Source organism: Streptomyces similanensis (assembly GCF_039543625.1).
GTDB lineage: Bacteria > Actinomycetota > Actinomycetes > Streptomycetales > Streptomycetaceae > Streptomyces > Streptomyces similanensis.
In genome coordinates this window covers 85,941-109,936 of sequence record NZ_BAABKC010000001.1, presented here as the reverse complement: position 1 = coordinate 109,936, position 23,996 = coordinate 85,941, and the positions used below count along the sequence as shown (strand labels likewise).

6 protein-coding genes are annotated in these 23,996 nt (G+C 72.8%); 3 read left to right on the top strand and 3 right to left on the bottom strand.

Features of this window, described 5'->3' with window-relative positions:
- Positions 1-120: 120 nt before the first annotated feature.
- Positions 121-1,437 (bottom strand): helix-turn-helix domain-containing protein, encoded by a 1,317-nt coding sequence (locus ABEB07_RS00415; protein ID WP_345666508.1) that lies wholly within the window; start codon positions 1,435-1,437, stop codon positions 121-123.
- A gap of 557 nt (positions 1,438-1,994) precedes the next feature.
- Between ABEB07_RS00415 and ABEB07_RS00410 the strand changes: the two genes are divergently transcribed.
- Complete coding sequence (locus tag ABEB07_RS00410; RefSeq protein ID WP_345666498.1) at positions 1,995-17,771, top strand: non-ribosomal peptide synthetase; 15,777 nt, start codon at positions 1,995-1,997, stop codon at positions 17,769-17,771.
- Positions 17,772-18,078: 307 nt separating this feature from the next.
- Here the strand turns inward: ABEB07_RS00410 and ABEB07_RS00405 are convergent, their stop codons facing one another.
- Together ABEB07_RS00405 and ABEB07_RS00400 are read right to left on the bottom strand one after the other, a co-directional pair.
- Positions 18,079-20,493: an FtsX-like permease family protein gene (locus ABEB07_RS00405; protein WP_345666497.1), complete on the bottom strand. Its 2,415-nt coding sequence runs from the start codon at positions 20,491-20,493 to the stop codon at positions 18,079-18,081.
- Positions 20,490-21,182, bottom strand: coding sequence for an ABC transporter ATP-binding protein (locus ABEB07_RS00400; protein ID WP_345666496.1), 693 nt, complete (start codon positions 21,180-21,182; stop codon positions 20,490-20,492). Before ABEB07_RS00400 ends, ABEB07_RS00405 begins: the two co-directional genes overlap by 4 nt.
- Before the next feature lie 220 nt (positions 21,183-21,402).
- On the opposite strand from ABEB07_RS00400, the gene ABEB07_RS00395 reads away from it, so the two are divergent.
- The gene (locus ABEB07_RS00395) at positions 21,403-22,755 is read left to right on the top strand and encodes a sensor histidine kinase (RefSeq protein ID WP_345666495.1); all 1,353 of its coding nucleotides are present in this window, start codon (positions 21,403-21,405) and stop codon (positions 22,753-22,755) included.
- Positions 22,752-23,438: a response regulator gene (locus ABEB07_RS00390; protein WP_176147296.1), complete on the top strand. Its 687-nt coding sequence runs from the start codon at positions 22,752-22,754 to the stop codon at positions 23,436-23,438. The genes ABEB07_RS00395 and ABEB07_RS00390 overlap by 4 nt, the downstream gene beginning before the upstream one ends.
- The last annotated feature ends 558 nt before the right edge of the window (positions 23,439-23,996 follow it).

Sequence of the window (23,996 nt, the reverse complement as noted above, 5' to 3'; positions counted from 1 at the left end):
GGTGGCCGGGCCCGGCGTTCGCCGCCCCGTCCGGCCGCGGGTGGCCGGGCCCGGCCTTCGCTGCCCCGTCCGGCCGCTACGGCACGTGGGGCACGTGGGGCACGTCCGGCGGCGCCGCGCTCACGACGTCAGCGGCTGGACGTCGCGCAGCGGGGACCACGAGAGCGGCACACCGTAGGACGGCGGCTGCGGACCGGACTCGCCGCGAAGGAGGTGACGTATCAGGTTGAGGACCACGAACCGCTGCGCCTCCCCCGGAGCGGACTTGACGCGGCGCACCAGCCCGCGTGCCCGCAGGTCGTGAACGGCGCTCGCCGCGTCCGCGCCGGAGCCGGCGAGGAGTGCGACGGCGTCGCTCACCGACCAGGGCCCCGAGCCGGCCAGATCGCGCAGGGCGGCCAGCTGGAACGACGGGAGCGAGGCGAGGGCCTGACGCAGCCAGGCGACGAGCGGGGAACCGTTCCCGGACGGAGGTGTCACCAGTCGCGCCGGTGACACCTGGGCCATGCGCAGGAGTTCGGCGGGTTCGTAGATGAGCAGCCAGGAGACGGCCGATTCGAGCGCCGCCGGAATTCCGTCCAGGAGCCAGCAGACGCCGGCGACCGCGGCCACCGTCTCCGGCGACGACGCCTTCTCCGGGTACAGCAGGGCGCAGTGCGAGAGCACGTACCGCAGCACGGGGGAGTCGGCGGCGAGCGCCGCACCCGCCGCCGGGCGGTCCCACTCCGGAACGTCGAGGGGAAAGAGCGTGAAGGTGATCTCCCCGGCGCGCCCGGCTGCGAGGTCGCGGGATTCGATCAGCACCCGAAGGCCCCGGCAGAGCCGCACGAGCGCCCGCAGGTCCCGCTGGTCCCGCTCGTCGAGGTCACGGCCGTCCACGACGAGGAGGACGTCGTCCGCGGCCAGGCGTCCCGCCACGTCGTCCAGCGCGGCGCCGCACCCGATCACCTCCGCGACCCGGCTCACGAGCCGGCGCGGCGCACCGTGCCCGGACCCGGGCGCGCCCCCCGCGCGGTCGAGGAAGACCACCGGGACGAGTCCGGTCCGGTGCAGCTCGCCCGCGACGTTCTGGAGGAGCGTCGTCTTGCCCATGCCCGGGGCGCCCGTCACCCTGACCAGCTGATGGCCGGTGGACCGCAGCAGCCCGATCAGCGAGGCCGTCTCCTCCGCCCTGGCGATGGACGAGGCGAGGGTGGCCGGCGGCGCCGGCAGGTCGTCGTAGAGCGACCGGACCTCCCTCGGACCGGCGACGGCCTCCAGCTCCGCCCGCCGCACTCCGTCCAGCCGCAGGGCGTCGGCGAGCAGCCGGACCGTCTGCACGCGCGGACTGCCGGTGCGCTCGAGTTCGAGGTCGCGAATGGCCCGAATGCTCACCGTCGATATCTCGGCGAGCTGGCTCTGTGTCATTCCTGCGCGTTTCCGCGCGTTGCGCAGCATGGAACCGAACTGCGTCGTCGACATGCGATCGGCGGCCAATGCTCCCCGCTCTCTCTCCCCTTGGACACGGCTCATCCCGCCATACCGTACGCAGGCCCGACTTGTGGTGTCAGCGGCTTGACGCGGGCGTCGCGCCCGAGCGTCCCGGCGGTTTCGGCGGCACACGATCGGGGCCTCTGTTCAAGTGAGTCGCCGCCTCAGTTGAACACGTCGCCCGACCACCTGGATCGTCGTCGCGAGCCCATGCCGCCCGCCGCCCGACGGTATTGATCAGGCACCTGATGTCGCGCATAGTGAACCGCGGCGGTCGTGGCTCCTGCCCGGGTGAACTGTGTCGGTACGAGCGCACCGTAGGGCGCGCGCGGCAGCCGGGCAGCCGGTCACCGGTCAGCAGGCGGGTGACCGCCGGCCGGGGATTCCACAACGCGCTACCGGGGATGTCGGAACATCTCTTCGCAGCTTTGTCATTGAGGACTGGACGGTAATTCAGCATGCCTCGACGGCTGCTGCTCTCCGCTGCTCCAGTCGATGAGTCGGATCGGTTGGGGTGTGCAGGGATGGCTGCATCTGAAGGCGAATACCAGGAACTCATGGCCGGCCAGCTCGCTGTCTGGTACGCACAACAACTCGACCCCGAGAACCCGGTCTACAACATCGCCGAATACGTGGAGATACGCGGCGACCTCGACGCCGGCCTCCTCGTACGAGCCCTGCGCCACACGGTGCACGAGGCCGAGACGGCCCGGCTGCGCTTCCGCGTCGAGGACGACGTTCCGCGGCAGTACCTGGGCGACGCGGACGAGCATCCCGTCGAACTCGTGGACCTCACCGCCGAACCCGACCCGCACGCGGCCGCCGAGACGTGGATGCGGGCCCGACTGCGCCGCCCGGTGGACCTCACCGGCGGCCCCCTGACCGGCTACGCCGTGATCAAGGCCGGCCCGGACCGGCACTACTGGCTGCACTGCGCGCACCACCTCGTCATGGACGGACACAGCGGCCGGCTGTTCGCCGACCGGCTGGCGCGCGTCTACACGGCCCTCGCGGAAGGCCGCGACCCCGGGCAGGACCACCCCCTGGAGCCGATCACGGTGCTCCTGGACGAGGACCGCGCCTACCGGTCCTCCACCACCCTGTCCGAGGACCGGGAGTACTGGCTCGACGCGTTGTCGGACACCGCCCGCGCGGGGCGCGCCGACGGGCACGGGCCGCGTACGCTGCCGCAGGCGCCGGTACGGCACTGGGGCGAGGTCGGCTCCGACGAGGCCGCCGGCCTCAAGCGGGGCGCGCGCAGGCTGCGGACCACCCTGGCCGGCCTGACCATCGCCGCCGCCTGCCTCTACCACCACCGCACCACGGGCGCGCGGGACATCGTCGTCGGCGTCCCGGTGGTGGGCCGCGTCGGACGCCGGGCCCTCGCGGTTCCCGGCATGACGTCGAACATCCTGCCGATCCGGGTCTCCGTCGGCCGGACGACGACGGTGGCGGACCTCCTGGGGCAGATCGCGGCACGGATGCGCACCGCGACCCGGCACCAGCGCTACCGGTACGAGGACATGCTCCGCGACCTCAAGCTCCTCGGCGGCGCCCCGCTGTGCGACCTGGTCGTCAACGTCATGTCGTTCGACTACCGGCTCCGCTTCGGCGACTGCACGGGCACGGCCCGCAACCTCGCCAACGGCCCCATCGACGCGCTCAGCATCGACGTCTACGACCGGCTGGACGGCGCCGGCCTCCAGGTCGACGTCGACGTGCACCGCGGCGCGCGCGACCTGGAGCCGGAGGAGGAGATCTGCCCGCGCTTCCTGCGCATCCTGCGCAGCCTCGCCGGGGCCCAGCCGGGCGACCCGGTCGGCCGGATCGACGTCCTGTCGGCGCGGGAGCGGACGCGCGTCCTCGCCGACTGGAACGACACCGCGGCCGGCGCGGCGCCCCCGCCGTCGGTGGTGGAGCTGTTCGAGACGCGGGCGGCGCGGACGCCGGACACGGCCGTCGGCGGCCCCGGCGGCTCCCACGGCGACGGGATGTCCTTCGCCGAGCTGGACGCGCGGGCCAACCGGCTGGCGCGGTACCTGACCGCTCAGGGCGTGGGCCCGGAATCCGTGGTCGGTCTGCGCACGGCGCGGGACGCCGACGCGGTCGTGGCGACGCTGGCGGTGTGGAAGGCCGGCGCCGCCTGTCTGCCGATCGACCCGGAACTGACGGCCGAGGAGACCACCCGTCTGCTCGCCGACAGCGGGGCGGAACTCGTCGTCGGCGGCCCCGGCGGCGTACCGGACCCGCTGCCGGCGGGCCGGTTCGGGGTCGTGGACCTGGACGATCCGTCGGTGGCGGAGCGGGTGAACGGCCTGGACGCCGGTCCGTCGGCCGTCCGTGTGCCGGGCCAGGCCCTGGCCCAGGTGATCGCCGTGCCGGACCCGACGGGGCGGTCCGTCCCCGTCGGGCTCACCCACGGCGCGCTGGCCAACTACGTCGCCTGGGCGGCGGACGCGTACGCGACGGAGCACGGGACCCGGGTGCCGCCGTACGCGACCCCGCCGGTGCGCCCGAGCGTGCTGCACGCGCTGCTGCCGCAGGCCGCGACCGACGAGAGCGGCCGCGCCGGGAGCACCGTCCACGACGGCCCTCAAGCGCTGCTGGGCTGCTGCGTCCACGCGACGGGGACCGGCGCCGGGCAGGACGGCCCGGACGCGCTCCGGCGCCCGCTGGCGAACAACCGGGCGTACGTGCTGGACGCCGCGCTGCGGCCGGTCGCGCCGGGCGTGCCGGGCGAGCTGTACGTGGCCGGCGCGGGAGTGGCGCGCGGATTCCCGGGCCGGGCCGGGGCGACGGCGCGCCGGTTCGTCGCCGATCCGTTCGCGGCGGACGGCTCCCGGATGTACCGGGCCGGGGTCCGGGTGCGCTGGACCACCGCCGGCGAACTGGAGTTCCCGGCCGACGCGGAGCCGGACCGGCCGGGTGAGCCGGCGGCGGAGCGGCCCACGGGCGCGGACGCGGGCCACGGCCCGGCCGACGCCCGCACGGAGCTGCTGTCCGCGCTGTTCGCCGAGGTCCTGGACCTGGACAGCGTCGACGTCGACGACGACTTCTTCGACCTGGGCGGGCACTCGCTGCTGGCGACGCAGCTGGTGAGCCGCATCCGCAGCACCCTGAACGTCGAACTGCCCATGCGGGCCGTGTTCGAGACGCCGACGATCGCGGGCCTCGCGGGCAGACTGGCGGGCGCGGACGAGGCACGGGTGGTGCTGGTGGGACGTGAGCGCCCCGAGCGGGTGCCGCTGTCGTTCGCGCAGCGCCGACTGTGGTTCCTGAGCCGCCTCGAAGGCCCCAGCGCCACCTACAACACGCCGATCGTGCTGAAGCTGTCCGGCCGGCTGGACGCCGCGGCCCTGAAGAGCGCGATGCGTGACGTGCTCGGCCGCCACGAGGCGCTGCGCACCATCCTGCCCTCCGACGACGGTGAGCCGTACCAGGAGGTCCTCGGCCCGGACGAACTCGACTGGGAGCTGGAGGAGATCACCGTCCACGACTCCGGCCGGGCCTACGAGCAGCTCTCCCGGATGACCGACCTGCCCGAACTGGCCGCGTCCGCCGAGGAGACGCTGTCGGAGCTGGCGAGCGCCGTGGTGGACGCGGCCGGCCACGTCTTCGACCTGGCGGCCGAAGTCCCGGTGCGCGCCTGGCTGTTCCGGACCGGCCGCGAGGACGAACACGTGCTGGTGGTGCTGGTGCACCACATCGCGGGCGACGGCTGGTCCATGGGACCGCTGGCGCGGGACATCTCGACGGCGTACACCGCGCGGTGCGCGGGCCGGGCGCCCGGCTGGGACCCGCTGCCGGTGCAGTACGCGGACTACACCCTGTGGCAGCGGGAGCTGCTGGGCTCGGACGACGACCCGGGAAGCCTGCTGTCGCGGCAGGTGGCGTACTGGCGTGACGCGCTGGCCGGGACACCGGAGGAGCTGGACCTGCCGACGGACCGGCCGCGCCCGGCGGTGGCCGGCCATCGCGGCCGCACCGCCACCTTCAGCGTGCCGGGCGAGGTGCACGCGCGGCTGCTGGAGCTGGCACGGGCCGAGGGCGTGACACCCTTCATGGTGCTGCACGGTGCGCTGGCGGCGCTGCTGTCCCGCCTGGGCGCGGGAGCGGACGTGCCCATCGGGTCGGCGGTGGCCGGCCGCATGGACGAGGCGCTGGACGACCTGGTCGGCTGCTTCGTCAACACCCTCGTCATCCGCACCGACCTGTCCGGCGATCCGACGTTCACCGAGGTGCTCGGCCGGGTGCGCGAGGCCGGCCTCGGCGCCTTCGAGCACCAGGACGTCCCCTTCGAGCGCCTGGTGGAGGAACTGGCCCCGCAGCGCTCCCTCGCCCGCCACCCCCTCTTCCAAGTCGTCCTCACCATGAACGACATCGCCGACGGGCTGATCGAACTCCCCGGGCTGCGCGCGGAGATGATCTCCACCGCGCGCCCCGCGGCCAAGTTCGACCTGGACGTGATGGTGGGCGAGGCGTTCGACGCCGACGGCGCGCCCGCGGGCATCCGGGGCGCGCTGACCGCGGCCGCGGACCTCTTCGGCGAGGGCGCCGCCCAGCGGATCGCGGCCTGGTTCGTCCGGACGCTGACAGAACTGGTGACGGCTCCCGCGACCCGGCTGAGCCGGGTCGCGGTGCTCTCGCCGGACGAGCGGGAACGCGTCCTGACCGGATGGAACGACACCGCCTCCCAGCCGGCGGACGTGCTGCTGCCCGCGCGGTTCGAGGCCCAGGCGGCGCGGACGGCCGACGCGGTGGCCGTGGTGTCGCCCGGCGGTTCGGCGTCGTTCGGGGAACTGGACGGGCGGGCCAACCGGCTGGCGCACTACCTGCGGGCACAGGGCGTGGGCGCGGACTCGGTGGTGGGTCTGTGCCTGCCGCGCGGCGTGGAGACCCTCACCGGCATGCTCGCGGTGTGGAAGGCGGGCGCGGCCTACCTGCCGCTCGACCCGGGCCAGCCGGCGGAACGCATCGCGTTCATGCTGCGCGACAGCCGGGCCGTGCTGACGCTGACCACGGAGGAGATCCTCGACGAACTCCCCGCCGGCCGGCAGCGGCTGGTGGCGATCGACGGCATGATGGTGGCGGCGCAGCTCGCCGCCGCGCCCACGACGGCGCCGGGCGTCGAACCGCTGGCGCGGCAGCTGGCGTACGTGATGTACACCTCCGGTTCGACCGGGCGCCCCAAGGGCGTGGCGGTCACGCACGGGGCCCTGGCCAACTACGTCGCCTCGGTGCCGGCCCGAGTGGGACTCGGCGCGCCGGGCGGCCGGTACGCGGTGCTCCAGGCGCAGGCCACGGACCTCGGGAACACGGTGGTGTTCGCGTCCCTGACCACGGGCGGCGAACTCCACGTACTCGACGCGCGGACGGTCACCGACCCGACCGCGGTCGCCGCCTACCTGGCCGAGCACCGGATCGACTTCCTGAAGGCGGTGCCCTCGCACGTCGCCGCGCTCGGCCCCGACGGCGCGCTGCCCGCCCGGACGCTGGTCCTCGGCGGTGAGGCGGCCTCGCCCGACCTGGTGCGCGCACTCCTCGCGGCCGCCGGGGAGCGGGCGGTCTTCAACCACTACGGGCCCACCGAGACGACGATCGGCGTCGCCACCACACGTCTGACCCCGGAGCACGCCGCCTCCGGAGTGATCCCGGTCGGCACCCCGGCCGCCAACACCCGGCTCTACGTCCTGGACGCCGCACTGGAACCGGTGGCGCCGGGCGTGGTGGGCGAGCTGTACGCCGCGGGCGCGCAGCTGGCGCGCGGCTACCTGGGGCAGCCGGCGCTGACCGCCGAACGCTTCGTGGCGTGCCCGTTCGCCGCCGGCGAGCGCATGTACCGCACGGGTGACCGGGCCCGCTGGACCGCCGACGGGCAGCTCGTGTTCGTCGGTCGGGTCGACGAGCAGACCAAGATCCGCGGGTTCCGGATCGAGCCGGGCGAGGTGCGCGCGGTGCTGGCCGGCCACCCCCAGGTCGCCCGGGCCGCGGTGGTCGCCCGGGAGGACGTCCCCGGCGAGGTGCGCCTGGTCGCCTACGTCGTCGCCGACGACGAGGACACCGACCACGCCGCGCTCGCGGCCGCGCTGCGGGCCTTCGCCGGTGAGCGCCTGCCGGAGCACATGGTGCCGTCGGCGGTGGTGGTCCTGGAGACGCTGCCCCTGACCGGCAACGGCAAGCTCGACCGCGCCGCCCTGCCGGCCCCCGACTACGCGGCGGCCGCCGCGCGCTCCCGCCGGGGCCCGGCCGATCTCCGCGAGGAGATCCTGTGCGGTGCGTTCGCCGAGGTCCTGGGCCTGGAGAGCGTCGGCGTCGACGACGACTTCTTCGAACTGGGCGGGCATTCGCTGCTGGCCACCCGGCTGGTCAGCCGCATCCGCACGGTACTCGGCGTGGAGATGGAGATCAGGACGCTCTTCGACGCCCCGACCCCGGCCGGTGTGGCCGCGGGCCTGGCCGGAGCGGAAGTGGCCCGCGCCGCGCTGGCGGCGCGGCAGCGGCCGGAGCGGACACCGCTGTCGTACGGGCAGCGCAGGCTGTGGTTCATCGGCCAGCTGGAGGGCCCGAGCCAGACCTACAACAGCCCGGTGGTGGTGCGCCTCACCGGGCAGCTGGACCGGCAGGCCCTCGGGCAGGCGCTGACGGACGTCATCGGGCGGCACGAGGTGCTGCGCACGGTGTTCCCCGTCGCGGACGGCGAGCCCTACCAGCGGGTCGTGCCCGTCGGCGCGCTCGACTGGGACCTCACGGTGGTCGAGGTCGGCCAGGGCGGGCAGCCGCAGCGGGACGACCGCCTGCTGGACCTGGACGCCCTGTCGTGGACCGAGTCGGTGATCGACCTGCCGACGATCGAGCCGTCCCCCGAACTGCCGTCCGGACAGGTCGCCCCCGGCGATCTGGCGGCGGCGATGGCCCGGGCCGCCGGTTACGCGTTCGACCTGTCGGTCGAGACGCCCGTGCGGGCGTGGCTGTTCGCGGTGGGCCCGGACGAACACGTACTGGTGCTGGTGGTGCATCACATCGCGGGCGACGGCTGGTCGATGGGACCGCTGGCGCGCGACGTGTCGGTGGCCTACGGGGCGCGGTGCGAGGGTCGGGAGCCCGGGTGGGACGCGTTGCCGGTGCAGTACGCGGATTACGCGTTGTGGCAGCGTGAGCTGCTCGGCTCCGAGCAGGACGCGGACAGCTTGATGTCGCGTCAGGTGGCATACTGGCGTGAGGCGTTGGCGGGGGCTCCGGAGGAGTTGGGTCTTCCGTTCGACCGGCCTCGTCCGGTGGCGGCGTCGCATCAGGGGCATACGGCGGTGTTCGAGATGCCGTCGGAGTTGCACGCGCGGATGGTCGAGGTGGCCCGTGCCGAGGGTGTGACGGTGTTCATGGTGTTGCAGGCGGCGTTGGCGGTGACGTTGTCGCGGTTGGGCGCGGGGACGGACATTCCGATCGGTTCGGCGATCGCGGGGCGTACGGACGAGGCGCTGGACGAGTTGGTCGGCTGCTTCGTGAACACGTTGGTGCTGCGGACGGATCTGTCGGGTGATCCGTCGTTCGGGCAGGTGCTGGAGCGGGTCCGGGAGACGAGTCTTGCCGCGTTCGGGCATCAGGACGTGCCCTTCGAGCGGCTGGTGGAGGAACTGGCGCCGGCCCGGTCGCTGGCCCGGCACCCCCTCTTCCAGGTCGTCCTCACCAAACTGAACGCCTCGTCCGGGTGGGAGTCGGACGCGGCCACACTGACGCTGCCCGGAATCCGGTCCACACCGCTCTTCCTCGGCAAGCCCTCCGCGAAGTTCGACCTGGACGTGATGGTCGAGGAGGAGTTCGACGCACAGGGCGAGCCCGCAGGCGTGCGAGGAGCGGTGACCGTCGCCGCGGACCTGTTCGACGCCGCCGCGGCCGGACGACTGGCGGAGCGGTTCCTCCGTGTCTCGTCCGAGCTGACGGAGGACCCGTCGACGCGCGTGAGCGCGGCCGATGTGCTGGGGGCGGAGGAGCGGGATCGGGTGGTGGTGGAGTGGAACACCACGGAGGTGCCGGTGGCGGCTTCCACGGTGTTGGGGCTGTTCGAGGAGCGGGTGGTGCGGTCGCCGGGTGCGGTGGCGGTGGTGGACGGGGACGGGGTGGTGTCGTTCGGGGAGTTGGATGCGCGGGCGAATCGGCTGGCGCATTATCTGCGGGCGCAGGGTGTGGGTGCGGAGTCGGTGGTGGGGTTGTGTCTGCCGCGGGGTGTGGAGATGGTGGTGGGGATGCTCGCGGTGTGGAAGGCGGGCGCGGGCTATGTGCCGGTGGACGCGGGACTGCCAGCGGAGCGGGTGGCGTTGGTCCTGCGGGACAGCGGCGCGGTGCTCACCCTGACCACGGAAGAGATCCTGGACGATCTCCCGGCGGGACGGCACCGTCTGGTCGCGGTGGACAGTCCGCTGACCGCGATGCAGCTCGCGGCCGCCTCTGAGGCGGCGCCGGGGGTGGAGATACGTCCGGGGCAGGTGGCGTATGTGGTGTTCACGTCTGGCTCGACCGGGCGGCCGAAGGGTGTGGCCGTTACGCATGGCGGGCTGGCGAATTACGTCGCGTCGGTGCCGGAGCGGGTCGGGTTCGATGGCGGTGGCCGGTTCGCGGTGTTGCAGGGTCAGGCGACGGACCTGGCGAACACGACGGTGTTCGCGAGCCTGACGGGCGGGGGTGAGCTGCACTTCCTGGACGAGGAACTCGTCACGGACCCGGCCGCGGTGGCCGCGTATCTGGCGGAACACGACATCGACTGCTTGAAGGCGGTGCCGTCGCATGTGGCGGCGCTGGGCGCTGAGTCGGTGGGGTCGGTGGGGTCGTTGGTTCTGGGTGGTGAGGCGGCTTCGCCGGAGTTGGTGAACGGCCTGTTGGACGCGGTCGGTGAGGGTTCGGCGGTGTTCAATCATTACGGGCCGACGGAGACGACGGTCGGTGTGGCGACGGTGCGTCTGTCGCGGGAGTTGGTGGCCAGTGGGGTGGTGCCGGTGGGTGCTCCGGTGGCGAATACGCGGGTGTATGTGCTGGATGAGCGGTTGCGTCCGGTGCCGGTGGGTGTGGTGGGGGAGTTGTATGTGGCGGGTGCGCAGGTGGCGCGTGGTTATGTGGGTCGGGCTGGGCTGACGGGTGAGCGGTTCGTTGCGTGTCCGTTCGGTGGTGCGGGTGAGCGGATGTATCGGACGGGGGACCGTGCCCGGTGGTCGGGTGAGGGCAATCTGGTGTTCGCGGGGCGTGCGGATGAGCAGGTGAAGATTCGTGGGTTCCGGGTGGAGCCGGGTGAGGTGCAGGCGGTCGTGGCCGCGCATCCGCTGGCCGAGGGGGCCGCGGTGGTCGCCCGGGAGGATGTTCCGGGGGATGTCCGCCTGGTCGCCTACGTCGTCACCGACGAGGTGGACGAGACGGATGCCGCTGAACTGTCCGCCTCGGTGCGGGAGTTCGTGGCGGGTCGGTTGCCGGAGTACATGGTGCCGTCCGCGGTGGTCGTACTCCCGGAGCTGCCGTTGACCAGCAACGGAAAGCTCGACCGCAAGGCGCTTCCCAGCCCCGAGTACGCGGCTGCGGCGTCCGATTCGAGTCGGGCCCCCGTGTCGCTGGAGGAGGAGCTCCTGTGCCAGGCGTTCGCGCAGGTGCTGGGACTGCCCGCGGTGGGTGTGGAGGACGACTTCTTCTCTCTGGGCGGGCACTCCCTGCTCGCGACCCGGCTGGTGAGCCGGATACGGACGCTGCTCGGCGTAGAAGTGGGCATCCGTGAGCTGTTCGAGGCTCCCACGGTGGCGGGACTGGCCGCACAGCTGGCGGAGGCCGGCGAGGCGCGTGCCGCCTTGGTGCCGCTGGGGCGCCCGGAGCGGGTGCCGCTGTCGTACGGGCAGCGTCGGCTCTGGTTCATCGGCCAGTTGGAGGGTCCGAGCCAGACCTACAACAGCCCGGTGGCGCTGAAGCTCACCGGACGGCTGAACCGGCAGGCGCTGGCCGACGCGCTGCGTGACCTGATCGTGCGCCACGAGTCCCTTCGGACGGTCTTCCGCGTGGTGGACGGCGAGCCGTACCAGCACGTCCTGGACGAGGACGAGATCGCCTGGGAGCTGCCGGCGGCCCCGATCACCTCCGCCGAACTGCCCGACGCGCTCGCTCGGATCTCTTCGCACGCCTTCGACCTCGCCACCGAGGCGCCGCTGAAGGCGTGGCTCTTCGAGGTCGCTCCCGAGGAACACGTGCTGGCCCTGGTGGTGCATCACATCGCGGGCGACGGCTGGTCGACCCGGCCGCTGGCGCGCGACGTGTCGATGGCCTACGCGGCGCGGTGCGAGGATCGGGAGCCCGGGTGGGACACGTTGCCGGTGCAGTACGCGGATTACGCGTTGTGGCAGCGGGAACTGCTGGGCTCCGACGACGACGCGGACAGCTTGATGTCACGCCAGGTGGCGTACTGGCGTGCGGCGTTGGCGGGGGCTCCGGAGGAGTTGGGTCTTCCGTTCGACCGGCCTCGTCCGGTGGCGGCGTCGCATCAGGGGCATACGGCGGTGTTCGAGATGCCGTCGGAGTTGCACGCGCGGATGGTCGAGGTGGCCCGTGCCGAGGGTGTGACGGTGTTCATGGTGTTGCAGGCGGCGTTGGCGGTGACGTTGTCGCGGTTGGGCGCGGGGACGGACATTCCGATCGGTTCGGCGATCGCGGGGCGTACGGACGAGGCGCTGGACGAGTTGGTCGGCTGCTTCGTGAACACGTTGGTGCTGCGGACGGATCTGTCGGGTGATCCGACGTTCGGGCAGGTGCTGGAGCGGGTCCGGGAGACGAGTCTTGCCGCGTTCGGGCATCAGGACGTGCCCTTCGAGCGGCTGGTGGAAGAACTCGCGCCGGCCCGGTCGCTGGCCCGGCACCCCCTCTTCCAGGTCGTCCTCACGATGCACAACACCGCGGAAGCGACCGTGTCGCTGCCCGGTCTCGACGTCGAGGTCCTGCCGACCGCTCGTCCGGCGGCCAAGTTCGACCTGGACGTGATGGTCGGTGAGTCGTACGACGCCGACGGGGCGCCGATGGGCGTGCACGGAGCGGTGACGGTCGCGACCGATCTCTTCGACCCGGAGACCGCCCGGACGCTGGCCGACCGCTGGGTCGGAGTGCTGGACCGGTTGCTGGCCGAGCCCGAGTCGCGACTGTCGACGGTGGACGTCGTGGACGAGGCCGAGCGAGATCGTGTGGTGGTGGAGTGGAACGACACGGCGGTGGAGTTGCCGCAGGTGTCGGTGTTGGGGCTGTTCGAGGAGCGGGTGGTGCGGTCGCCGGGTGCGGTGGCGGTGGTCGACGGGGACGGGCGGGTGTCGTTCGGGGAGTTGGATACGCGGGCGAATCGGCTGGCGCATTATCTGCGGGCGCAGGGTGTGGGCGGGGAGTCGGTGGTGGGGTTGTGTCTGCCGCGGGGTGTGGAGATGGTGGTGGGGATGCTCGCGGTGTGGAAGGCGGGCGCGGGCTATGTGCCGGTGGACGCGGGACTGCCGGCGGAGCGGGTGGCGTTGGTCCTGCGCGACAGCGGCGCGGTGCTCACCTTGACCACGGAGGAGATCCTGGACGATCTCCCGGCGGGGCGGCACCGTCTCGTCGCGGTGGACAGTCCGCTGACTGCGATGCAGCTCGCGGCGGCTGCGGAGACGGCGCCGGGGGTGGAGATACGTCCGGGGCAGGTGGCGTATGTGGTGTTCACGTCCGGGTCGACCGGGCGGCCGAAGGGTGTCGCGGTCACGCACGGCGGGCTGGCGAACTATGTGGCGTCGGTGCCGGAGCGGGTCGGGTTCGGTGGGGGTGGCCGGTTCGCGGTGTTGCAGGGTCAGGCGACGGACCTGGCGAACACGACGGTGTTCGCGAGCCTGACGGGCGGGGGTGAGCTGCACTTCCTGGACGAGGAGCTGGTCACGGACCCGGCCGCCGTAGCCCAGTACCTGACCGAGCACCGGATTGACTGCTTGAAGGCGGTGCCGTCGCATGTGGCGGCGCTGGGTGCCGAGTCGGTGGGGTCGGTGCGGTCGTTGGTTCTGGGTGGTGAGGCGGCTTCGCCGGAGTTGGTGAACGGCTTGCTGGACGCGGTCGGTGAGGGTTCGGCGGTGTTCAATCATTACGGGCCGACGGAGACGACGGTCGGTGTGGCGACGGTGCGTCTGTCGCGGGAGTTGGTGGCTGGTGGGGTGGTGCCGGTGGGTGCTCCGGTGGCGAATACGCGGGTGTATGTGCTGGATGAGTGGCTGCGCCCGGTGCCGGTGGGTGTGGTGGGGGAGTTGTATGTGGCGGGTGCGCAGGTGGCGCGTGGTTATGTGGGTCGGCCTGGGCTGACGTCGGAGCGGTTCGTTGCGTGTCCGTTCGGTGGTGCGGGTGAGCGGATGTATCGGACGGGGGACCGTGCCCGGTGGTCGGGTGAGGGCAATCTGGTGTTCGCGGGGCGTGCGGATGAGCAGGTGAAGATTCGTGGGTTCCGGGTGGAGCCGGGTGAGGTGCAGGCGGTCGTGGCCGCGCATCCGCTGGCCGAGGGGGCCGCGGTGGTCGCCCGGGAGGATGTGCCCGGGGATGTCCGCCTGGTCGCCTACGTCGTCACCGATGAGGTGGACGAGACGGATGGCGCTGAACTGTCCGCCTCGGTGCGGGAGTTCGTGGCGGCCCGGTTGCCGGAGTACATGGTGCCGTCCGCGGTGGTCGTGCTGCCGGAGCTGCCGTTGACCAGTAATGGGAAGCTGGATCGTAGGGGGTTGCCGGCGCCTGATTATGGTGCGGCTGCGACGGCGGACAGTGGGCGTGGTCCGGCGACGGTGCAGGAGGAGATTCTGTGCCAGGCGTTCGCAACGGTGCTGGGTCTGTCGGCGGTGGGTGTGGACGACGACTTCTTCACGCTGGGCGGTCATTCGCTGCTGGCGGTGGCCCTGGTGGAGCAGTTGCGGGGGCAGGGTGTGTCGGTGTCGGTGCGGGCGTTGTTCCAGACGCCGACGCCGGCGGGTCTGGCCGCGGTGGCGGCTCCGGACGCGGTCGAGGTGCCGGAGAACCGGATACCTGAGGGCGCCGAGCACCTCACACCGCAGATGCTGCCGTTGGTGGACCTGGACGAGGCCGAGGTGGCGCACATCGTCGGGCGGATCCCGGGCGGCGCGGCCAACATCGCCGACGTCTACCCGCTCGCCCCCCTCCAGGAAGGCATCCTCTTCCACCACCTGGTCGCCGACCAGGAGAACCGCGACGTCTATGTGCTGCCGATCGTGCTCGAACTCGACTCGCGGGAGCGGCTGGACACGTTCCTCGGGGCGTTGCAGCGCGTGGTGGACCGGCACGACATCTACCGCACCGCGATCCTCTGGGAGGACTTGCGCGAGCCGGTCCAGGTGGTGCTGCGCGAGGTGGAGCTGCCCGTCGAGGAGTTCGTGCCCGATCCCGAAAGCGGCGACTCCGTACGGCAGTTGCTGGCGCACGCCGGAGGGTGGATGGACCTGCGCAGCGCTCCGCTGATCCGGGCGCACATCGCCGCCGAGCCGGGCAGCGGGCGGTGGGTGTGTCTGGTCCGCATCCACCAGACGGTGCGCGACCACACGAGTCAGGAAGCCCTGCTGCGTGAGCTGGGCGCGTTCCTGTCCGGGCGGGGCGACGCGCTGCCGGCGGCCCTTCCGTTCCGGGACTTCGTGGCCCAGGCCCGGTTGGGTGTGCCGAGGGAGGAGCACGAGCGGTACTTCGCCGAGCTGCTCGGGGACGTGCACGAGACCACGGCTCCGTACGGGCTGCTCGACGTGCACGGCGACGGCGCCGACGCGGACCGCGCGCGGTGGTCCGTCGAGGAGGAGCTGGCCGGCCGGGTGCGCAGGACGGCGCGGTCGCTGGGCGTGAGCCCGGCCACTCTGTTCCATCTGGCCTGGGCGCGGGTCCTGGCGACGGTCAGCGGCCGCGACGACGTCGTGTTCGGCACGGTGCTGTTCGGGCGGATGAACGCCGGCGCCGGAGCCGATCGTGTGCAGGGGCCCTTCATCAACACGCTCCCCGTACGAGTGCGGGTGGGATCGGCCGAGGTGCGCGACGTCCTGCTCGGCCTGCGCGACCAGCTGGCGGAGCTGCTGGCGCACGAGCACGCGCCGCTGGCTCTGGCGCAGCGGGCCAGCGGTGTGCCGGGCGGCAGCCCGCTGTTCACCTCGATCTTCAACTACCGGCACCATCAGACCGCCGACCAGGCGCCGAAGCCGGGCGGCGGCGCCCTGCTCGAAGGCGTGAACCCGCTGCTGACCCGCGAACGGACCAACTACCCGGTCGCGGTGGCCGTCGACGATCTCGGTTCGGGCTTCGCCCTCACCGTCGACGCGGTGGCTCCCGTGGACGCCGAGTCCGTCTGCGCCATGCTGCACACCGTGGTGGACAACCTGGTGGCGGCGTTGGAGGACGCGCCCGAGACGCGGTTGGCGGCCATCGAGTCGATGCCGGCGCACGAACTGCGGCGGGTGCTGCGGGAATGGACCGGCGGGCAAGCGCCGGTCGCCGCCGAGACGGCGTCGGAGCTGTTCGAGGCGCAGGCGGCCAGGACTCCCGACGCGGTGGCGGTCGCGTCCGGTACGACCGAGGTGTCGTACGCGGAACTCGACGCGCGGGCCAACCGCCTGGCGCACCGGCTGAGGGCGCACGGGGTGGGCGCGGAGTCTGTCGTGGGCCTGTGCCTGCCGCGCGGCGTCGAGGCGATCGCCGCGATCCTGGCCGTGTGGAAGGCGGGGGCGGCGTATCTGCCGCTGGACCCGGAGTACCCGGCCGAGCGGCTGGCGTTCATGCTCTCGGACAGCGGAGCCGAAGTCGTCGTCGGACGCAGTGGTCTGACGCGGCGGTTCTCCGCACCCGGGCCGCGGGCGCTGAACCTGGACGACCCCGAGGTGGCCGCAGCCCTGGAGACCGCGCCGGTGACACCTCCCCGGGTGAGCACGGTGCCCGACCAGATGGCGTACGTGATCTACACGTCCGGTTCCACGGGGCGGCCCAAGGGGGTGGCGGTGTCGCACGCCGGGCTCGCGAACCTGGCCGCCGCACAGACGGACCGGTTCGCCGTGCACGGGTCGAGCAGGCTGCTCCAGTTCGCGTCGATGAGCTTCGACGCGGCGGTCTCGGACGTGGTGGTGGCCTTGTCGTCCGGCGCCTGCCTGGTGGTGGCCGACGCGGAGGAACTCCTGCCCGGCCCCGGGCTGGCGGGAGTCCTGTCCCGGCACGCGGTGACGCACGTGACCCTGCCGCCGGCGGTGCTGGCCGAGATGTCGCCCGAGGACCTGGCGCCGGTGTCGACGCTGGTCTCGGCCGGTGAGGCGCTGGACCGGGAGCTGGTGGCGCGCTGGGCGCCGGGACGGCGGCTGGTCAACGCCTACGGGCCGACGGAGACGACGGTCTGCGCGACGATGTCCCAGGTGCTGGCGCAGGGCGACGTCCCGGACATCGGCGGTCCGATCCGCGGCGTGCGGGCGTTCGTCCTGGACGAGCGCCTGGCCCCCGTGCCGGTCGGGGTGGCGGGCGATCTGTACGTCGCCGGCTCCAGCCTGGCCCGCGGGTACGTGGGACGGCCGGAGCTGACGGCCGAGCGGTTCGTCGCGTGCCCGTACACGCCGGCCGGAGAGCGGATGTACCGGACGGGCGACCGGGTGCGGTGGACGGCCGACGGCCGGCTGGTGTTCGCCGGCCGGGCGGACACCCAGGTGAAGGTCCGCGGCTTCCGCGTGGAGCCCGAGGAGATCGCGGCCGTGCTGACCGGGCACCCCGCGCTGGCCCGGGCCGCCGTCACCGTGCGCGCGGATGCCGCGGGAGACGGCCGGCTGGTGGCCTACGTCGTCCCCGCGGGCGACCGGGCCGACGTCGACGACCGCGCGCTGGGCCGGACGGTGCGTGACCATGTCGCGGGGAAACTGCCGCAGTACATGGTGCCGTCGGCGGTTGTGGTCCTCGACGCGTTGCCGCTGACGGTCAACGGCAAGCTGGACCGTGCGGCGCTGCCGGAGCCGGAGGTCTCCTCGTCGGCGGGGACGGGCCGGGAACCGGCCACGGACGAGGAGCGGATCCTGTGCGAGACCTTCGCACGGGTGCTGAACGTGCCCGTGGTGGGTGTGGACGACGACTTCTTCGCGCTCGGCGGTCACTCGCTGCTGGCCACCCGCCTGGTCAGCCGGGTGCGCACGGTGCTGGGCGAGGAACTGCCGATCCGTACGGTCTTCACCTCGCCCACGCCGGCCGGGCTCGCGGGCTGGCTCGCCGGCCGGGGGAGCCACCGGCCGAAGGCCAGGCCCGCGCTGCGCCGTATGCGTGGGCGGGAGAACGAGTGAGGGAGCTGTCGCGCGGCGACTGACCGCGCCGGGACGGCCGTAGGCCGGTGAGCCCGTCCCGCCCGACCGGGCGGGGCGGGCTCCCGCCCGTGCGGATGGCCCCCGTCCGGCCTTCCGGGTCTCCACGAGGAGGCCGGAAACCCGGGCGGGGGCCACGTGTGTTGGGCCCTGCCGGGGGTGTCGCCCGGCGTACCAGGACCAACGCCCCGGCCCGAGGACGGACGTGCCACCCCGGGTCCCGGAACGCATGAACCGCACGGACCGGGGCCGGGCGGTTCACGTGAGGTGGCGGGTGTTCCGCCGGGTGCTACTCGGTGCGCAGCGCGGTGGCCGTACGGGTCCTGGCCGCCCAGCTGGCCGGGACCAGCGCGCCCAGCATCGCGAGCACGACGCCGCCCAGCCCCAGCAGGAGCAGCTGGCCCGGACCGTACACGTCGATGACCGACGCCGGCATGCTGGTGCCCACGGCACGTCCCATCACGGGCATGACCAGGCGGTGCAGCAGGTATCCCACCGGCACGCCCAGCAGTCCGCCGATCACGCCGATCGCGGCCACCGAGGCGAGCACGAGACTCACCGTCTGCCGCGGCGACATGCCGATCGCCTTGCACACACCCAGGTCGTGGACGCGTTCGCGGGTGTCCAGCACGACGGAGTTGAGCACGCCGAGGCCGGCCACGGAGACCAGCATCAGGGTGAGCAGCACCGCCATCGCGTCCATGATGAGGATGACGCCCTTCTGGTCGGCGGGCGGCACGGTCGTGGCGTCGCCGCCCAGCGGCTGCACCAGCGCCGCCACCTTCTGGGCGTACTCGTCGGCCGAGACGCCGGAGTCGACGTCGACGAGGAACGTGTCGGGCCGGGCCGACGGGAAGTCGGCCATGTCCGCGTGGATCTCCAGCTCGTTGCCCGAGGTGTCGAAGGTCTCGCCCACGATCCGCAGGTCGGCGCTCTCCTTCTCGTAGGTCAACCGCACCGTGTCGCCGACCTTGGTGCTGGTCCGCTCCAGGAAGCGGGACGGCACCACGACCTGCCCCCGGCCGGTGATCCAGTGCCCGGAGAGCATGTCGTAGCTGCCGGCGCGCGAGTCGCCCTCGTAGAGGCTGGCCTGGACCGAGCCGGAGACCCCGGCCACGGCGACGTCGGTCTGGAGCTTGCCGTAGTAGGACTTCAGCCCGGCCACCGACTTGATGGCGGCGCGCACCTTCGCCGGGTCGGCGACCTTGGGCCGGGACGTGGTGGCGGTGCTGCTGGCGGGGGACGGGCTCGGGGCCTCGCCTGCCACGGGAGGCGGCGGCGGGGGAGCCATGCTGTTCAGCCTGACCGTCGTGACCGTGACCGCGGCGCGGCTCTCGGGGTCCTGCGAGGAGCCGACCGCGCTCAGGGACGAGGTCAGTCCGACCGCGAAGGTCGCCGCGACCGTGCCGAACGCCACCGCGAGCAGCATCGCGAGGGCCCGCACCGGATGGGTGAAGGGGGTGGCGAGGCCGTAGGTCACCGGCCGGGGCAGCGGCAGCCGTCCCAGCGCCCGGTGCGCCCACTGCCCGCGTCCGGTGCGCGGCGCCCGGCCGACCGCGATGGCCTCGACCGTGTGCAGCCGTCCGGCCCGCAGCGCGGGAACCAGCGCCGCGAGCGCCACGACGAGCAGTGCGGCGGCCGGCACCGCGATGTCCACCCACCAGGCCACCGACAGCGACACGGTGCCGTACACCGACTCGGTGTCCGACAGCAGCGGCACCGCCAGGACGTTGCCCAGCACCACTCCCACGGCGATGCCGGCGCCGGCCGGGATCAACGCCTGGGCCACGTAGGCGCGGACGACCTCGCGCGGGGTGAAGCCGATGGCCTTGAGGATGCCGATCCTGCGCAGACTGGTGCCGACCGCGCCGCTGATCACACTGCTGACGATGATCACCGACATGACGATGCCGAGCACGCCGAACGCCATCACGAACGGGACGGTCGCCGCCGCGCCCTGGTCCGCCGCGCGCTTGGTGTCCAGCCAGGACTGCGTACCCAGCATCGCGCCGGGCCCCACGGCGGCGGCGAGCTTCGCCCGGTCGGCGAGGATCTGCCGCGCCGTGCCCGCGGAGTCGAAGCGGTAGAGCATCTGGCTCGTCACCGGGCTGCCCTGCGCCGCCAGCGCGTCGACCTGCTCCGGAACCGCCCAGGCGTCGGCGGTCCTGCTGGCCGACACGGCGAAGCCGACGATGGACAGGGTCGGGGCGTTCGCGGTGTCCGACGTCCTCAACGAGGAGCCGATCTCGAACGAGGGTCCCTCGAACGAAGCGCCGAGCACGATCTCGCCCGGCTTCTGCGCCCAGCGGCCCGACTTGAGTTCCACCCGGTCCACGTCACCGTCCGGGCCGGACCGCCCGACCAGGGTCAGCGTGGGCATCTGGAAGCCCGTCCGGTCCACCGGCCGGAACGCCGTGGACGGGTACGGTCCCGCGCTCGCGGTGACGCCGTCCAGGTTCCCGGTCCCCGCCAGCTGCGCCGCGCTCGCCTTGGCCGGATCGAACTGCGCGGTGATGTGCGCGCCCCGCTGCCGGCCGAAGGCGTGGTCGAAGGGCGCGGCCGCGGCGACCATCAGCGACCCGGCGACCACGGCCGAGGCGACGGCCATCATGGTGGCCACGGCGATCACCAGCGTCTGCACTCTGCGCCGGCCCACTCCGGAGCGTACGACCCGGCCCAGTGCGCCGTTCCCGAATACGCTCATCGGACGGCCCGCGCGTACGTGTCGAGGGCGAGGTGACCGTCGACCAGGTGGATCGTGCGGCTCGCGCACGCCTCCGCCAGCGCCAGGTCGTGCGTCACCAGCACGATGCTCTGGCCGCCGCGGTGCAGGTCCACCAAGAGGTCGCGGACGTCGTGACCCGAGGCGGTGTCCAGCGCGCCGGTGGGCTCGTCGGCGAGCAGCAGCGCGGGGCGGTTGATCAACGCCCGCGCCACACCGACCCGTTGGCGCTCGCCTCCGGACAGCCGGCCCGGGTAGGCGCGGGCGTGCTTCTGGATGCCCAGCATCTCCATCAGCTCGTGCGCGCGGGCCGCGGCCGCGCGCCGGCTCGTCCCGGTCAGCTGGGCCGGGAGCTGGATGTTGTCGATGACGGTGAGGTCGTCGAGCAGGTTGAAGAACTGGAAGGCCATGCCGATGTACTCGCGACGGAACTTGGCGAGGGCGTGCTCGCTCAGCTGGTCGATCCGCCGGCCGGCCACGATGACGGCGCCGTCGGTCGGCTTGTCCAGGCCGGCGATGAGGTTCAGCAGCGTGGACTTGCCGCTGCCCGAGGGGCCTGTCACGGCGAGGGCCTCACCCTGGCCGATGCTGAGCGTGAGCGGTCCGAGCGCCGGCGTGCCGGCGCTGTCGTAGCGCTTCGACACACCCTCCAGTTCGATCACTTGATTCATCGGGTTGTCCGTCCTTACGGTCGCGAGAGACACATGCCGTTGCCGACCCTGTGAACCTAGAGGCTGTCAGCTGTGGGGCGCGTCGGCCGCGGAACCCACATCAAGCCCTTCCAGCGGATGATCCAGTCGCGGACTCCTACCTGAGGAGTAGACCTCAGGGCCGATGCCCTGGTCGAACAGGCGGACGCCGACCGGGCGCCGGGCGCAGCACAATGTGGGGATGGAGACGGAAGACCGGCGCAGCCGACGTCAGCGGCTCGTCGACGCGCTGCGCCCCGAGGTGAAGCCCGGCCGACGCCAGCAGCTCCTCGACGCGCTGCGCCCCGAGGCGAAGGCCGCCCCGCTGTCCAGGCGAGCGGTGCGCGTCGACGTGGTGCTGGCGGTCGCGCTGACCGCCCTCGCCCTGTTCGTCGCGGTGCGCTACCCCGGCAACGGGCCCGCGAACATCAACCCCCCCAAGGTGGACATCGGCACCGGGGTCCCGGCCCCGCCCGCGCCGCCCGGCCCCGGCCCCGGTCAGGCGCCCGTGGACGAGCATCCTCCGCCCGTGCCCTGGACCCTGGTCGTCCTGTCGACGCTACCGCTGGCGCTCCGGCGCCGCTACCCGCTGGCCATCTTCGCCGCGGTGCTGGGCGCGGCCCTCGCCATCGGCGCCTCCGCCTCCTGGATCACCGTCCTGGCGTGCGTCGTCGGCGCCTACAGCGCCATCGTGTACAGCCGTTACCGGATCATGGCGATCGCCGTGCTGGTGATCGCCGCCGCGCTGTCCGGCTTCGCCTTCCGGCACGCGGACCCGGTGCTCCCGGGCTGGTCCAGTCCGGGATTCGTGCTGCTGGTGGCCGGGATGCTGGCCAGCCTCGTCCGTTTCCTGCAACTGCGGCTGGCCACCAGCCGGGACCGGGTCACCGAACTGCAGCAGGCCCAGGAGGAGGCCATGCGCCGGGCCGTGGAGGAGGAGCGCGCCCGCATCGCCGCCGAACTGCACGACGTCGTGACCCACAATGTGAGCGTGATGGTGATCCAGGCGGGCGCGGCCCGAAAAGTGATGGACGTGGTGCCCGAGCAGTCCAAGGAGGCGTTGCTGGCGGTCGAGGCGGGCGGCCGCGCCGCGATGGCCGAACTGCGCCATGTGATGGGCCTGTTGGCGGCTCCTGACCACGAGAGGCCGGACGGCCTGGAGCCCCAGCCCGGGCTCGCGCAGCTCGACGGGCTGGTGCAGCGGGTGCGCGCCGCCGGAACGCCCGTGAGCGTCGGCGTGTCGCTGCCGCCGGAGCCGCTGCCACCGGGGGTGGACCTCGCGGCGTACCGCGTCGTGCAGGAGGCGCTGACCAACACGATCAAGCACGCGCGCGGCGCGCGGGCGTCCGTCGCCGTCGGGTACACCGACGACTGCCTGGAGATCGAGGTCACGGACACCGGCGGCGCGAAGGACTCCCCGCCGGTGGAGAGCAACGGCCGGGGCCACATGGGCCTGCGGGAGCGGCTGGCCGTCTACAAGGGCGAGCTGACGGCCGGCCCGACCCGCACCGGCGGCTACCGGGTCGCCGCCCGTATCCCGAGGAGCGCCGAATGACCGAGGAGCGGGCGCCGCTGCGCGCCGTCATCGCCGACGACCAGGCCCTGGTGCGCACCGGTTTCAAGATGATCCTGGCCGCGGACGGCATCGAGGTGACGGCGGAGGCCGCCGACGGGGCGGAGGCCGTGGCCGCGGTCCGCCGCACCCGGCCCGACGTGGTCCTCATGGACATCCGGATGCCGGAGATGGACGGCATCGAGGCCACCCGGCGCATCCTCGGCGGCGACGGCGCGCAGGAGACCCGGGTCATCATCCTCACCACGTACGACCTCGACCACTACGTCTACGCCGCGCTCACGGCCGGCGCCAGCGGCTTCCTGCTCAAGGACGTCACCCCCGAACGCCTGGTCTCCGCCCTGCGGTTGGTGCGCTCCGGCGACGCCCTCCTCGCGCCCACGATCACCCGGCGGCTGATCGAGCGCTTCGCCCAGCACGACGAACCGCAGACCCTCGCCCCGCACCGCGACCTGTCCGGGCTGACCCCGCGCGAACTCGAGGTGCTCCGCCTGCTCGCGACGGGCCTGAGCAACGCCGAACTCGCCGCCCGGCTGTTCCTGAGCCCGACCACGGTCAAGAGCCACGTCGGCCGCATCCTGTCCAAGCTCGACCTGCGCGACCGCGTCCAGGCCGTCGTCTTCGCCTACGAGACGGGCCTGATCGCCCCGGGCGGCGGCGCCTGAGACCACGTCAGCAGTGCGTGCGGCGCCCGGTGGAGGGCGCCCGGCCGGCAGGGCGTTCCGCATTCCGGGTCACGCCCGGCCGGCCCACACGCGCACGCGACTGCCCCGGCTCGATGACGACCGTCAGGGAACGTCGAGGACAGGACTAGACCTGTCCCCGTATATCACGTTCCTCTATCGATCGAATATCACGTTCCTCTACCTGAGGGCTCGACAACCACTGGAGTTGAGCCTGATCCTTGGTGGTAACGCGTGGGCAACATCGCGGAACGGGGTGGAAGGCGATGGTCGAGGTGACGCGGCTGCCATGGGCAGGACGCGGTTCGGGCGGGGACGGCGCGTGCGCCGCACCGGGCCCTTCACCGTTGCGGTCCGAGGATTCCGCTTCGCAGACTCCGCCGAGCTGATCACAGCTCTCGATCCCGTCGGGTGGTGCGCCCGGTGCGTGTGCCGGGACGCCGGCGCGCCCGGTGGTGCTCAACCTTCCGGTTGTCGCGTGCGTCATGTCCTGTGAGCTGTCAATCAACGGGGTAGCAGAATGAATCAGCAGGTCGACGT